Origin of the sequence: Xanthomonas euroxanthea (assembly GCF_900476395.1) — a bacterium.
Taxonomy (GTDB): domain Bacteria; phylum Pseudomonadota; class Gammaproteobacteria; order Xanthomonadales; family Xanthomonadaceae; genus Xanthomonas; species Xanthomonas euroxanthea.
In genome coordinates this window covers 295,015-308,702 of sequence record NZ_UIHB01000004.1, presented here as the reverse complement: position 1 = coordinate 308,702, position 13,688 = coordinate 295,015, and the positions used below count along the sequence as shown (strand labels likewise).

Genomic DNA, 13,688 nt, shown 5'->3' with positions numbered 1-13,688 from the left:
CGCCTGTTCAGCGTCGGCGCGGGCCTAAGAGGCGTCTCAGGCCCGCACCGATGCCGGGCGTCCTGCGCGGCCAGCGTCACCAGCGGCCACCGCGACGCAGGCGATGACACCTCGCCTTCAACGCACCACAAAGGTCAGCGTTGCCGGGCCCATCGCCGGCAACGCCACGCCTGGATGCGCCTCAGTGCGCCACTTCCGCAAACGCCTCGCGCGCGGCGGCCAGCGTGGCATCGATCACCGCCGCATCGTGCGCGCTGGACATGAAGCCGGCCTCGTACGCCGACGGCGCCAGATACACGCCCCGCTGCAGCATCGCGTGGAAGAAACGGTTGAAGGTGGTGATGTCGCAGGCGGTGGCTTGCGCGTAGTTCTCCACGATGTCGTCGGTGAAGAACAAGCCGAACATGCCGCCGACCTGGTTGGTGGTGACGGCAACGCCGGCGGCGCGCGCGGCATCTTCCAGTCCCTCGCACAACACGCTGGTGGCCTCGCTCAGGCGGGCGTGGAAGCCCGGCTCCTGCACCAGCTCCAGCATCGCCAGGCCGGCTGCCATCGCGACCGGGTTACCCGACAAGGTGCCGGCCTGGTAGATCGGGCCAGCCGGCGCGATCTGCTCCATCAAGTCGCGCCGGCCCCCGTAGGCGCCCACCGGCATGCCGCCGCCGATGATCTTGCCGAAGGTGCTCAGGTCCGGGGTCACTCCGTAGTGCGCCTGCGCACCGCCCAGCGCGACGCGGAAACCGGTCATCACCTCGTCGAAGATCAGCAGCGCGCCGTGCCGCGTGCACAGCGTGCGCAGGTGCTGCAGGTAACCGGCCTGCGGCGGAATGCAGTTGGCGTTGCCGACCACCGGCTCGATGATCACCGCGGCCACGTCGGCGCCGATCTCGTCGAACATGGCGGTGGCGCCTTCGAAGTCGTTGAAGGAGAGGGTGGCGGTCAGCTCGCTCAGGCCGGGCGGCACGCCCGGCGAGGTCGGTACGCCCAGGGTCAGCATGCCGCTGCCGGCCTTGACCAGGAACGAGTCGCCATGGCCGTGATAACAGCCCTCGAACTTGATGATGCGGCTGCGCCCGGTGGCGCCGCGCGCCAGGCGCACCGCCGACAGCGTGGCTTCGGTGCCGGAATTGACCATGCGCACCATCTCGCAGGACGGCACCAGCCGATGGATCGTCTCGGCCATGGTGACCTCGGCCGCACACGGCGCGCCGAACGACAGGCCATCGCGGATCGCGCGCTCCACCGCTTCGCGTACCGCGGGGTGATTGTGGCCGGCAATCATCGGCCCCCACGAGCCCACGTAATCGATGTAGCGGTTGTCGTCCACGTCATACAGATACGGGCCATCGGCGCGTGCCACGAAGAACGGCTCGCCGCCGACCGACTTGAATGCACGCACCGGTGAGTTGACGCCGCCGGGCAGCAGCGTCTGCGCCTGGGCGAACAGGGCGTGGGAGCGGGTGTGGTTCATGCGCGCAGATCCTTGAGTGGTACCGATTGGGGGCGGCGCTGCCCGACTGCGGGCGGCGCACCCGCCATTGTCAGGCTTGCGGCCCCCGTCCGCCTACCCACCAGATGCCTGCCTACCCGTCGGAGCGCACGGGTAGGGCGATCCGGCTGCCTATGATCGAACGCAAGGGTATCGACGGTTTGGCATGAGCAAATGACCGGTGGTCATTGGTCTGCTGCGGCAGATGTTCAGAGAGTGTGATTCCGGTAGCCATTGGCGCCGTTCATTTTTGTCGCGTTGCCGACAGTTCCAGACTTGGGGAGAAAACATGAACCGTAGTATCCAGAAGCGTGCCTTGGCGTTGGCGCTGGTCGTGGCCATGGGGAGCGTCCACGCGCAGTCCACCAGCGGCAGCATCGTCGGCAGCGTGGGACAGAGCAGCGGCACCAGCGTGCTAGTGGAAAACAACAGCGGTTTCAGCCGCGAAGTGCCGGTGGATGCACGCGGCCGGTACACCGCCGGCAATCTGCCGCTGGGCACCTACAAGGTCACGGTCAAGCGCGATGGCGCGGTGGTGGAAACCCGCGAAAACGTCGCGATCACCGTCGGCGCCAACACCGACGTCTCGTTCGCTGCCGCTTCGGGGAGCGGCATGCAGACCCTGGACAGCGTCACCGTCACCGCCGCGGGCCTGACCACCATCGACGTCAGCAGCGTGGACACCCGCACCGTGGTCACCGCCGAGCAGCTGCAGCAGCTGCCGCTGGGCCGCACCGCCGAGGCGATTGCTTTGCTCGCACCGGGCGTGGTGGTCAACAGCGGCGGCTTCGACAATGGCCCGCTCGGTGGCTCGCTGCCCAGCTTCGGCGGCTCGGCCGCCAGCGAAAACGCCTATTACCTCAATGGTTTCAATACCACCACCATCAGCAACAACCTGGGTGGTCTGACCCTGCCGTACGGCGCCATCGACCAGCAGGAAATCTTCACCGGCGGCTATGGCGCGCAGTACGGCCGCGCCAATGGCGGCGTAATCAACCAGATCGGCAAGCGCGGCACCAACGAGTGGAAGTTCGGCGCCGCCGTCATCTGGGAACCCAATGGCCTGCGTGCCAACCAGCGCGATATCTACTGGCGCCCGGACAGCCAGGGCAGCGCGATCAACAACGCCGCCTACCGCTATGCGCGCGCGGCCAATGGCCTGTACCAGCCGGCCAGCGAGGCCGAAGCCAACCAGACCACCTACAGCGCCTATGTCGGCGGACCGATCATCCAGGACAAGCTGTTCTTCTTCCTGGCTGCCGAGCAGGTGGATTCGGACGGCGTACGCGTCGGCACCAATCGCGACACCGACAACGGACGCACCGGCGGCCTCACCGATTACGACTACAAGCAGAAACGCTGGTACGCCAAGGTGGACTGGAACATCACCGACAACCACCTGATCGAGGTGACCGGCGCCAGCGACGAGGCGGAGACCAACGGGTCGATCTACCGCTACGACTATGTCAATCGCCAGCGCGGCAGCTATTTCACCGACGAATCCACCTGGAAGACCGGCCCGACCTTGTTCACCGGCAAGTACACCGGCTATCTCAGCGACAACCTCACCGTGACCGCGCTGTACGGCAAGATGAAGACGCCCGACGAGCTGACGCCCTTCAACTACGACGCGGCCGGCGGCCCGGTCATCAACAGCGCTGCGTTGCAGAATCCGGCCTACACCGGCGGCACCCCGCGCATCGGCAATCAGCTGGTCACCTCGGTCAGTTCACCGGACCGCGAATACAAGAAAGACAATCAGCGCCTGAATCTGGAATGGCGTATCGGCCACCACACGCTCAACTTCGGTATCGACAACCAGAAGTCCGAAGGTATCGATGTGGGTTCGGTGCTGTCAGGCCCCGGCTTTGCGTGGACCTACGGCCAGACCAACGATCCCAATGGCGTGCGGACGGGCGGACTGGTCAGCCAATCGGCCAACGAAGCCGGCGGCATCGGCGCGCCGAGCCCGGGCCTGGTCGATCCGGTCAATGGGTCCAGCGGCTACTACGTGGTGCGCAACATCAACACCAGCCTATACTCCTACGAGGCCAAGCAGCGCGCCTACTACATCGAAGACAAGTGGCAGGTCACCGACAACCTGTTGTTGAGCATCGGCCTGCGCAAGGACGAATTCACCAACTACACCCCGTTCGGCGACCCGTACATCGAAGTGGATAACGCCTGGGCGCCGCGCCTGGGTTTCAGCTGGGACGTCAACGGCGATTCCAGCCTGAAGGTATTCGGCAACGTCGGCCGTTATTACCTTGGCCTGCCGCTGTCGGCAGTGAGCCTGTTCACCCCGGCCACCACCACCGATACCTACTTCACCTATAGCGGCATCAATGCCGATGGCACGCCGGTCCTGGCGCAGCAGCTGGGGTCGGCGGTGTCGGCCAACTCGCGCTTCGGCCGCATCGCCGATGTGCGCACTGCAGTGGTCAAGGACATCGAGGGCGAGAACCAGGACGAAGTCATCCTCGGTTTCACCAAGCAGCTGGAGACCGGCTGGGTGCTGGGCGTGCGCGGCACGCATCGGCGCCTCAATGCGGGTATCGACGATCAGAACTACGACGTCTCCAATACCGCATTGATCGCCGCTGCGGCCGCGCAGGGCGTGACCATTGATTTCTCGCAGGTTGCCGGCGCATCGCTGATCAACCCCGGCCAGACCAATACCTGGGGCGTGATCGGTACCGATGGCCAGTTCCATGAGGTATCGGTGAGCCGCGAAGCGGCCGGTTTCCCGAAGTTCAAGCGCAACTACTCGGCAGTCGAGTTCAACCTGGAACGTCCGTTCGACGGCAAGTGGTACGCCAAGGTCAACTACGTCTGGTCGCATAGCTACGGCACCACCGAAGGCCAGGTGCGTTCGGACCTGTGGCGCACCGGTGGCGCCTTGGGCAGCTATCAGGGCCAGGCCTCGGTCTCCACCACGCAGAGCTGGGACCACGCGGCGCTGATGGAACACTTCAACGGCGATCAATCCAACGATCACCGCCATCAGCTCAAGTTATTCGGCTTCTACCAGTTCACTCCGCAATGGGGGGCGTCGGCCAACTTCAGCCTGATCTCGGGCGCACCACACAATTGCCTGGGCAACTACTACGGCGACAACTACACCGGCACCGATCCGGCCGGCTACGGTGGCAGCGCGATCACCGGCGGTCCTTACCACTACTGCTACAACCCGGAAACCGGCACCGGCGTGGCATCGCCTCCCGGCTCGCAGGGACGGCTGGGCTGGATCGCGCAGCTCGACATGGGCGTGACCTACAAGCCGGCATTCGCCGCCGGCAAGCTGGCACTGCGTTTCGACGTGTTCAACATCACCAACGAGCAGACTGCAACCAACATCTACCCGTTCTCGCAGCTGCCCGACAACACCACCAACCCGCTCTGGGACCAGGTCGTGGCCTATCAGGCACCGCGCTCGGGCCGGGTGACATTGAGCTACGACTTCTGATCGAGGCAGGTAATAAGGTTAGCGCCGGCAGCGACGCGTGATGGCACGCGTCGCTGCCTTGTTTTTGGCGTTTGGGTGCTGGCGCTCAAGCCGCTTCAATCATCTGACGTACGACGCGCGGCAGGTGTAGAGCGGTTGATCTGCGGCTTGGCTGCAGGGCCCTTGCCCGCCCACCGTCGCGGGACACGCTGCAAGTACGTCCCTGTAAGCTCTTACGCGGCATCCATGCCGCGTAAGGTCCCGCGACGGTGGGCGGGCAAGGGCCTGTCGAGATGGTCGGTGTGCGTGGTTGCGAGCAGGGCTGGGCGTGCATTGTTTGGACCACGTTGCGTCTGAAAATCCCCCATCGCAGTTCGAGTAACAGGCAAGCTTATAAATAAGCTCCCAACTTTCTCAGCGTCTCAATGTAGGTCTCGCAACACGCAGGGTTTGCCTGATCACCGACCAATTGCCTGGTGCGGTGTCCTCATCGATTGCGGGACTCCTGGCGGCCTGGATGCCGCCACGCAGCCTCCAGAGACGGATGCATGGCGCGTCCCGCGAGCGGTGAGGGCACCGCGAACACGACGCTGCGAGTTGGCTGCACGGCCCTTGCACGCCCACCATCGCGGGACGCGCCGCAAGTACGTCCATGTAGGCTCCGGCGCGGCATCCATGCCGCTCAGGGTCCTGCGACGGTGAGCGGGCAAGGACCAATCGAGATGGTCGGTGTGCACGGTAAGAGCGGTGCTGGATGCGCCTCGTTGGATCGTGGAGCAACGGCTTCACGTCTTAATGCATACCGCACGAGAGACAGCTTTTCACAAGAGCGCCGACCAACTGTCTGGTGCGGTGTCCTCACCGATTGCGGGACCCTTGGCGGCATGGATGCCGCCACGGAGCCTCCAGGGACGGATGCACGGCGTGTCCCGCGAGCGGTGAGGGCGCCGCGCACTCGACGCACTCAGCTTGTGACTGCATTTGATAAACGACGCTTCGACTCGAATCTCGGTTTCTTGTGTCTTCGCGTGGGCGTGTCGCCGGTAACCTCTGTTATCTGTTATCTGTTATCTATTATCTGTTGTCTGTTACCTACCAGCCACTCTACCGTGCAAACCCGGCCCGATAGGCCTGTACTGCCGCGAGCGGATCCGGCGCGGCATAGACGCCGCTGACCACCGCAATCAACTCGGCGCCCGCAGCCACCAACGCGGGCACCTGCGCAGCCGCGATGCCGCCAATCGCCACCCGTGGTACTCCCAGCGCTCCAGCTTGCTGTAGCAACGCAGGCGTTGCGCGACGTGTCGTCACCTTGGTGGTGGTGGGGAAGAACGCACCGAAGGCCACGTAGCTGGCACCGGCCGCGACCGCTGCGTCCGCACGCGCGATCTCGTCATAGCACGACACTCCGATGATGGCCTGTTCGCCCAACAGCGCACGCGCGGCCGCCACCTCGCCATCGTCTTCGCCCAGGTGCACGCCCTGCGCGCCCACCTGCAATGCCAGCTGCGCATCGTCGTTGATGATCAACGGCACGGCGTGCGCGGCGCAGGCCTCGTGCAGCGCACTGGCCTGTTCCAGGCGCAGCGCCGCGCTGGCCTGCTTGTTGCGGTACTGCAGCCAGGCGACAGCGGGCAGCAGCGGCAAGGTGCGCGCGAGCAGGCGCGCGGTGTCGGGCTCGTCGGGTGTGATGAGGTAGACGCCGCGGGCGTTGTGCAGGTCGGGCATGGCAGCGCTTCCGGAAGCGGTGGGTGGGATGGGACAATGCAGTCCCACCGTTGCGTGACCGCGATTATCCGATGAGCGAGACATCCACGACCACCTACCGCACCTGGATGTGCGTCGTCTGCGGGTTTCTCTACCACGAGGCCGACGGCATCCCCGAAGAAGGCATCGCCCCGGGCACCGCCTGGCAGGACGTTCCCGACACCTGGACCTGCCCCGATTGCGGCGTGACCAAGGACGATTTCGAGATGGTCGAGATCGACTGAGGCGCTGCCCGTTCAGCTGGATTGGTGCGTTTTGCGCGCCACAACATCGCCTGCCTCCATTCGGGCGGGCGCTGATGACGACGCGGCAAGCTGTGGTTTCAGTGCGCGCGCGCGCGCTGACTGCTCAGCTCGACCAGGTGCTCATGCAGATTGGTCGCATCCTGCGCGCCGGGATTGAGCTGCAGGTAGCGCGATAAGTCGTGGCGTGCGCCGTTGCGGTGGCCCAGATGCAGATAGGCCATGCCGCGATCGCGTAACGCCTCGGGCTGGTCCGGCACCAGCTTCAGGATGCGGTCGGCGCTGCGCGCGGCGCGGTCCCAGTGCTCGGCATCGGCGTAGACGCCGTGCAGATTGCGCAGGATGCGGATCAGGATCGCGCGGTGCGGCGCGGGGTCGAGGATCTGCGCCAGGGCGCGGTCGTCGGGAATCTCGCCCCCCAGATGTGGGCGCGCACGCTCGCGCAGCTCGTCCACGCCCAGCGGGCGGCCGCCGTTGAACGGGTCCATGACCAGCACGCCGTCGTCCACCGGCAAACGCACCAGGAAATGCCCGGGAAACGACACGCCCGCCAGCGGAATGCCCAACCGGCGCGCGACTTCGATCTGCACCATCGCCAGCGAGATCGGGTTGCCCAGGCGGCGCTCGAAGACCTGGTTGAGGTAGCTGTTGCGCGGGTCGTAGTACTCGTCGTGATTGCCCGAATAGCCCAGCTCGTCGAACAGGTAGCGATTGACCGCGGCCATCTTCAACGGCCACAGGTCGATCGTCTCCACCTCGCGGCGCAGATGCTCGACGTGGCTTTGCACCAGCGTGTCGTACAGCTCGGCGTCCAGCTGCGGATACTCGTCGCGCGCGATCAGCAGCGCGGTGGACATCAACGGCACTGCGTCGTCGTCCAGGCTGGCGAGTGCGGTCCAATGGGGAAGTGGGAGCATGTCGACCATGCTGCCAAGAGTGTCGGCAACTGGCGCGTGGTTCAAGTCCGGTACTTCCTGACAGCAAGGGCCTGCCGTGTGAGATTTACTTGAGCTTTGGGATGTCCGGGCTCAGGGTCAATGTGGCGCCGTCCTGCAGGTTGATCCTGGCGGCCTGGCCGGCGTTGAGTTCCAGCACGTAACGGGCCGGGCGCTTGCTGGGGTAGGGCGGGCAGGCATCGCCGGCCGAGCAGGGCGGCACGTCGCGCTGCTGCGAGACCAGCCGGCGCTCATCGTCGAAATACAGGATGTCCAGCGCGATCTTGGTGTTCTTCATCCAGTACGCCAGCGGCTCCTGGCGGTCGTGGACGAACAGCATGCCGTGATCGTCCGCCATCGCATCGCGAAACATCAGGCCCTTGGCGCGATCGGCATCGTTCTGCGCCAGCTCCACCTGGTAGCGGGTACCGGCCAATTCCACCCAGCTGCCGCCGCTGCTGGCGCAGCCGCCGAGCAGGATCAAGGACGCAAGGGCGAGGAGGCGAAGACGGCGCATACGGCATACCAGCGGGCGGGGATGCCGCACCATCTGCCAAGCGGCCGCGTGCGTCAAGCGGCTATGGCGTGTTGAGCGGATCATTGCGTGCAATCAGGGCCCGCTCGCCATTACTTCGCAATGCGGGCCGGAAATGCGTGTGCGCGTGCCCGTGTGCGATCGCTCAGATCACCCGTGGCGGCTCGCCGCCGACGATCACCACATCGGCCGGGCGACGCGCGAACAGGCCCACGCAGACCACGCCGGGGATCTGGTTCACGCTGCGCTCCAGCGCCACCGGGTCGGTGATCTGCAGGTTGTGCACGTCCAGCACCACGTTGCCGTTATCGGTGACCACGCCATCGCGCCATACCGGCTGGCCGCCGGTGAGCGCCAGGATCTGCCGGGCCACCAGGCTGCGCGCCATCGGAATCACTTCCACCGGCAGCGGGAACTTGCCCAGCACCGGCACCTGCTTGCTCGGGTCGACGATGCAGATGAAGCGCTCGCTGGCCTCGGCGATGATCTTCTCGCGCGTCAACGCCGCGCCGCCGCCCTTGATCAGGCAGCGGTTGGGGTCGCACTCGTCGGCGCCATCCACATACAGCGACAGATTGCCGGTGTGGTTGAGGTCCAGCACCTCGATGCCATGGCGCCGGAGTTGCGCGCTGCTCTGCTCGGAGCTGGACACCGCGCCCTTGATGCGATGGCTGATGCGGCCCAGGGCATCGATGAAGTAGGCCACCGTCGAGCCGGTACCGACGCCGACGATCATGCCGTCTTCCACGTAATCGATCGCTTTTTCGGCGGCCAGGCGTTTTGCTTCGGACATGGGTAAGAGCTCGGGATTAGTGATTGGGGATTCGGGATTCGGGATTCGTCAAAGCGGTGCAACGCGGGCGGGCAGTGGGCCAATCCCAATCCCCGAATCCCGGCTATTCCATCGCCAGCAGCAATTTCCACTGCGCGGCGGTCACCGGCAGGATCGACAGGCGGTTGCCGCGGGCGATCAGCGGGAAGCCTTCACCCAGCGCATCGGCCTGCAGCTTGATCTCGTCCAGTGCGATCGTGCGCTTGAGTTTGCGTTCGAAGGCCACGTCCACCAGCATCCAGCGCGGATCTTCGCGGGTGGCCTTGGGGTCGTGGTAGTCGGACTTGGGATCGAACTGGGTGTCGTCCGGATACGCGTCGCTGGCGACCTTGGCGATGCCCACGATGCCCGGCACCTTGCAGTTGGAGTGGTAGAAGAACACTCCGTCGCCGACATGCATGCCGTCGCGCATGAAGTTGCGTGCCTGGTAATTGCGCACGCCGTTCCACGGCTCGGTGCCGACACGCTCCAGATCATCGATGGAAAACGTGTCCGGCTCGGACTTCATCAACCAGTAGCGCTTGCGGGCAGTCATACGGAAACGGCGTCGTCCTTCAGGAAGGTGGCGTGTTCGGTGCAGATCGCATCCACTGCCACGTCCCAGGATTCGGTGGGCAAGGTGGGCAACTGCTGCGTGGCGAAGCCGGCGCCGACCAGCCAGGGCGGCGGCGTCTGGCGATGCCGGAACGCGAAGCTGCGATCATACCAGCCGCCCCCCATGCCCAGCCGCCGGCACTGCGCATCGAAACCGGTCAGCGGCGTGACCACCAGCGCCATCTCCTCGGCTGCCAGCAGGTCGGCGCGTTCCACGTCCGGCTCGGGGATGCCGTAGCGATTGCTGACCAGGCCCTGGCCCGGCCGCCACGGCGCAAAGCGCAACACGCGCCCGTCCAGCACCGGCAGGCAGTAACGCACGCCGGCCGGCAGACTCAGTTGCCAACGGTGCAGCGCGATTTCGCCATCCATCGCCCAGTACCCGGCCACCGCACCGGTCTGCGGCGCAAACGGCAGCGCCAGCAGGCGCTCGGCCAGCGCATCGGCGGCCGCCAGTCGCTGCGTCGCCGGCAGGCTGCGGCGCAGCGCGCGCAACTGCTGGCGCAAGGCGTCTCGGTCGTCGGTCATGGTGTCTCGCAGCGATAGGCGGGCCGATATTGTCGATGGCGTGGGTGCGCCTGCCTAGTGCGTGTGTATCGCCGGATTTCCAGCTCCTGCACGGCTCTGGCCTGTCGCTGAGCGCATGTGCGTGAAGCGGTGGCCGGGTTGCGCGTTGCACATGCGCGCATCATGTCCGGGCGCAGTGATCGCAGCAGTGGCGCAGCCACGCTGCGTGCACATGCCGCATGTTTCAGGCACACAAAAAGAAACGGCGCCCGAAGGCGCCGTTTCAGATTTGCATTCTCCGCCGTGAACGATGCGGGCGAAACGACCTTGAACCCGGGGTTCAAGTGGGGACGTTGTGAGGCCATCGGGCTTCCCGCTACAAGGCGGACTTGCACTCCCGGCTTCGTCGCGCCCCCGTGGTCGTAATTAAGGGACAAGGCGAATGTTTTGCACGCTGTCGTTTACAGCAGAGAACGCAGGTGAAGTATAGACCTCTGCTGCGCGATGGCTAGCCCATTCGTCGGCCGGCGCAATTGAAAGTTCATATTTGCGACGACAGTGCGAACCGCACCTCAACGCGGTGTGTCGGAGACGCTGTCCAGGCGGCGATTCAAGCTGTCCAGCGTATTGGCCAATTCACGGTCGTAGAGCGCTTGCTGATCGCGCAGCTGTTGCAATTCGTGCGCCAGATTGAGTGCGGCCAACACCGCCACACGATCTACCGCCGCCATGCGATTGCTGCCACGAATCTCGCGCATGCGCAGATCCAGCAGGCGCGCCGCGGCGGTGAGGCTCTCGCGTTCCTCGGCAGTGACGCCAACCGTGTATTCACGATCCAGGATGCGCACGCTGACCGGCTCGTTGGTGCTCACGTGTGCTGCTCCAGGGATTTCAGGCGGACGATCATGGCTTCCACGCGCGAGCGCGCCTGCTCGTTCTTGGTCAGCAGCTGCGCGCGCTCGCCGATCAGCTGTTCCTGCTGATGGCGCAGGCTGCGGTTCTCGTCGGTCAACCGCTGGCTACGCTCGACCAGGGCCTCCACACGGGCGGCAAGTGCGCGGATCTGGGCGAGGGCAGCGGCGTTGTCCATCTGCTCACGATAGGGGCGCGCGCGCGCGCCGGTCAAGCGCCCGGTTGCCGCCCGCTCACCTGCCGTCGGGCCAATCCCGACAAGGGCTGCCACGGGCTTCGCCCCAGCCGGCGTCATGTGCGTGGAACGCTGCATGGAACGTACCGCTGGCGGCCGATGCTGGGTGCCTTGATACACTGGGGAGTCACATCGCCGGCGCCCGTGCCGGTACCTTCCGCTCTCAGCCTGGATGACCCGATGGATCTGCCCGATGTAACCGCCGTGCAAAACGAAAGTCGCCAGCTGGAGCTGGCTTCCTCCGCAGCGGAGTTGCATGGTGGATTGTGCGGGTGGCTTTCCGGCGGGGGTGCCGACAGCGGCGACTGGCTGGCGCGCATCCTGGCCGACACCGCGCAGGTGGCGCCCAGGCAGGGAGGGGCGCTGGACCAGATGCGTCAGGCCACGGTGGCGCAGCTGGAAGACCGCGATTTCGCCTTCGAGCTGCTGTTGATCGACGACGGTGCACCGCTGGCGGCGCGTACCGATGCCTTGTTCGACTGGTGTCGCGCCTTTCTGGGCGGCTTCGGCCTGGCGGCGCAGCAGCGCCCGGCACTGACCGAAGAGGGGGAGGAGGCGCTGCAGGACCTGGCGCGGCTGGCGCAGGCGTCCAGCGACGATTTCGATGCGGCCGATGAGGACGACACCGCCCTGGCCGAGATCGAAGAGTTCGTGCGCGTGGCGGTGCTGTTGCTGCATGGCGACTGCGTCATGGGGCCGCGCTTCCGCCAACGGTTGAACTGACCGCGTCTGCGCCATGAAGAAGCTCACCGGGATCGGCGCGGCCGAGTACGCGCGTCGGCGCAAGCAACTGATGCAGATGGCCGGCGATCAGGCCATCCTGATCCTGCCGGCCGCACCCGAGCGGGTGCGCAGCCACGACACCCACTACCCGTACCGGCAGGATTCGGATTTCTGGTACCTGAGCGGCTTTCCCGAGCCGGAGGCGGTGCTGGTGCTGGTGCCGGGCCGCAAGCATGGCGAGGCGATCCTGTTCTGCCGCGAGCGCGATGCCGAGCGCGAAGCCTGGGATGGCCCGCGCGAGGGCCAGGAAGGCGCGGTGGAGCGCTACGGCATGGACGATGCGTATCCCATCGACGATGTCGACGAGATCCTGCCGGGCCTGCTGGAGGGGCGCAGCCGCGTCTATTACCACTTCGGGCGCGACGTGGATTTCGATCTCAAGCTGATCGGCTGGCTCAAGCGCGTGCGCGAGCAGGTGCGCCACGGCGCGCAGCCGCCGCACGAATTCCTCGAGCTCGGGCATCTGCTGCACGAGCAGCGGCTGTTCAAGTCGCGCGACGAGATCGCGTTGATGCAACACGCTGCCGACATCAGCGTGCGCGCCCATCGCGCCGCCATGCGGATGGCGCGGCCGGGCATGCATGAGTACGAACTGCAGGCCGAGGTGGAGCGCGCGTTTCGCGCCGCCGATGCATGGCCGGCGTATGGCAGCATCGTGGGCACCGGCAGCAATGCCTGCGTGCTGCATTACCGCGCCAACAATGCGCGCAGCCGCGATGGCGAGCTGGTGCTGATCGATGCCGGTGCCGAATACCGCGGCTACGCGGCCGATATCACCCGCACCTTCCCGGTCAACGGCCGTTTTACCCCCGCGCAACGCGCGCTGCATGATCTGGTCGGCGCGGCGCAGGCTGCCGCACTTGCACAGGCGCGCCCCGGCGTGGCCTACGAAGCCGGGCATCTGGCCGCGGTGCAGACCCTGACCGAAGGACTGCTGCAGTTGGGCCTGCTCAAGGGCAAGCTGGAGCGCAATATCGCCGATGGCCATTACAAACGCTTCTATCGCCACAAGACCGGCCACTGGCTGGGGCTGGATGTGCACGATGTGGGTGACTACCGGCTGGCCGGTGACTCGCGTCTGCTCGAGCCCGGCATGGTGTTCACCATCGAGCCGGGGCTCTATATCTCCGCCGACGACACCACGGTGGAGGCCAGGTGGCGCGGCATCGGCATCCGCACCGAAGACAATGTGCTGATCACCGCCGACGGCCATCGGGTGCTGACCGATGCCTTGGCACGCAGCGCCGAGGAGATCGAAGCGGAGATGGCGGATCGCGACGCGTTGGGCGCAGGGCGCGGCAACGCCGATGGTGAGCGGATCTGACGCGGATCGTTGCATTGCGCTGCAATGCAACGCGCGCACTACAGGTGGTGTTCCGATTGCCCGGCACGTGCGATTGCGCCGGCGTTGT

The 13,688-nt window shown here is 65.8% G+C and carries 13 protein-coding genes and 1 other RNA gene; 4 read left to right on the top strand and 10 right to left on the bottom strand.

The features are described from left to right. Positions 1 to 181: 181 nt before the first annotated feature. Positions 182 to 1,471, bottom strand: coding sequence for a glutamate-1-semialdehyde 2,1-aminomutase (hemL, locus tag CPBF1521_RS13760; RefSeq protein WP_104648844.1), 1,290 nt, complete (start codon positions 1,469 to 1,471; stop codon positions 182 to 184). 307 nt (positions 1,472 to 1,778) lie between these two features. On the opposite strand from hemL, the gene CPBF1521_RS21510 reads away from it, so the two are divergent. Next, the gene (locus CPBF1521_RS21510) at positions 1,779 to 4,955 is read left to right on the top strand and encodes an outer membrane beta-barrel protein (RefSeq protein ID WP_016903025.1); all 3,177 of its coding nucleotides are present in this window, start codon (positions 1,779 to 1,781) and stop codon (positions 4,953 to 4,955) included. A gap of 1,083 nt (positions 4,956 to 6,038) precedes the next feature. Here the strand turns inward: CPBF1521_RS21510 and thiE are convergent. Next, positions 6,039 to 6,662 carry a thiamine phosphate synthase gene (gene thiE, locus CPBF1521_RS13735; RefSeq protein ID WP_115677340.1) on the bottom strand — a complete coding sequence of 208 codons (624 nt, stop codon included), beginning with the start codon at positions 6,660 to 6,662 and terminating at the stop codon, positions 6,039 to 6,041. A gap of 23 nt (positions 6,663 to 6,685) precedes the next feature. Between thiE and CPBF1521_RS13730 the strand changes: the two genes are divergently transcribed. Further along, positions 6,686 to 6,925 (top strand): rubredoxin, encoded by a 240-nt coding sequence (locus CPBF1521_RS13730; protein WP_047124717.1) that lies wholly within the window; start codon positions 6,686 to 6,688, stop codon positions 6,923 to 6,925. 98 nt (positions 6,926 to 7,023) lie between these two features. Here CPBF1521_RS13730 and CPBF1521_RS13725 read toward each other — a convergent pair whose 3' ends face one another. The 8 genes from CPBF1521_RS13725 to CPBF1521_RS13690 form a co-directional block, all read right to left on the bottom strand. Next, entirely contained in the window at positions 7,024 to 7,905 is an 882-nt protein-coding gene (locus tag CPBF1521_RS13725) for a SirB1 family protein (RefSeq protein WP_104648847.1), read from the bottom strand. 40 nt (positions 7,906 to 7,945) lie between these two features. After that, positions 7,946 to 8,395 (bottom strand): DUF192 domain-containing protein, encoded by a 450-nt coding sequence (locus CPBF1521_RS13720; protein ID WP_026064588.1) that lies wholly within the window; start codon positions 8,393 to 8,395, stop codon positions 7,946 to 7,948. A 163-nt stretch (positions 8,396 to 8,558) separates the two neighbouring features. After that, a complete protein-coding gene (gene rpiA, locus CPBF1521_RS13715; RefSeq protein ID WP_104648848.1) occupies positions 8,559 to 9,206 on the bottom strand; it encodes a ribose-5-phosphate isomerase RpiA in 648 nt (215 codons plus the stop codon). A gap of 103 nt (positions 9,207 to 9,309) precedes the next feature. After that, positions 9,310 to 9,780 (bottom strand): EVE domain-containing protein, encoded by a 471-nt coding sequence (locus CPBF1521_RS13710; protein WP_167766572.1) that lies wholly within the window; start codon positions 9,778 to 9,780, stop codon positions 9,310 to 9,312. Further along, the gene (locus tag CPBF1521_RS13705) at positions 9,777 to 10,367 is read right to left on the bottom strand and encodes a 5-formyltetrahydrofolate cyclo-ligase (protein ID WP_115677339.1); all 591 of its coding nucleotides are present in this window, start codon (positions 10,365 to 10,367) and stop codon (positions 9,777 to 9,779) included. Before CPBF1521_RS13705 ends, CPBF1521_RS13710 begins: the two co-directional genes overlap by 4 nt. Positions 10,368 to 10,637: 270 nt before the next feature. Then, positions 10,638 to 10,822, bottom strand: a non-coding RNA gene (gene ssrS, locus CPBF1521_RS13700) — 6S RNA. Between the two features lie 96 nt (positions 10,823 to 10,918). Continuing rightward, a complete protein-coding gene (locus CPBF1521_RS13695) occupies positions 10,919 to 11,218 on the bottom strand; it encodes a cell division protein ZapA (protein WP_115677338.1) in 300 nt (99 codons plus the stop codon). Next, entirely contained in the window at positions 11,215 to 11,436 is a 222-nt protein-coding gene (locus CPBF1521_RS13690) for a TIGR02449 family protein (RefSeq protein ID WP_024938110.1), read from the bottom strand. The genes CPBF1521_RS13695 and CPBF1521_RS13690 overlap by 4 nt, the downstream gene beginning before the upstream one ends. 237 nt (positions 11,437 to 11,673) lie before the next feature. On the opposite strand from CPBF1521_RS13690, the gene CPBF1521_RS13685 reads away from it, so the two are divergent. Then, complete coding sequence (locus CPBF1521_RS13685; RefSeq protein WP_024938111.1) at positions 11,674 to 12,216, top strand: YecA/YgfB family protein; 543 nt, start codon at positions 11,674 to 11,676, stop codon at positions 12,214 to 12,216. A 13-nt stretch (positions 12,217 to 12,229) separates the two neighbouring features. Next, positions 12,230 to 13,600 carry an aminopeptidase P N-terminal domain-containing protein gene (locus CPBF1521_RS13680; protein ID WP_115677337.1) on the top strand — a complete coding sequence of 457 codons (1,371 nt, stop codon included), beginning with the start codon at positions 12,230 to 12,232 and terminating at the stop codon, positions 13,598 to 13,600. Positions 13,601 to 13,688 lie beyond the last annotated feature (88 nt).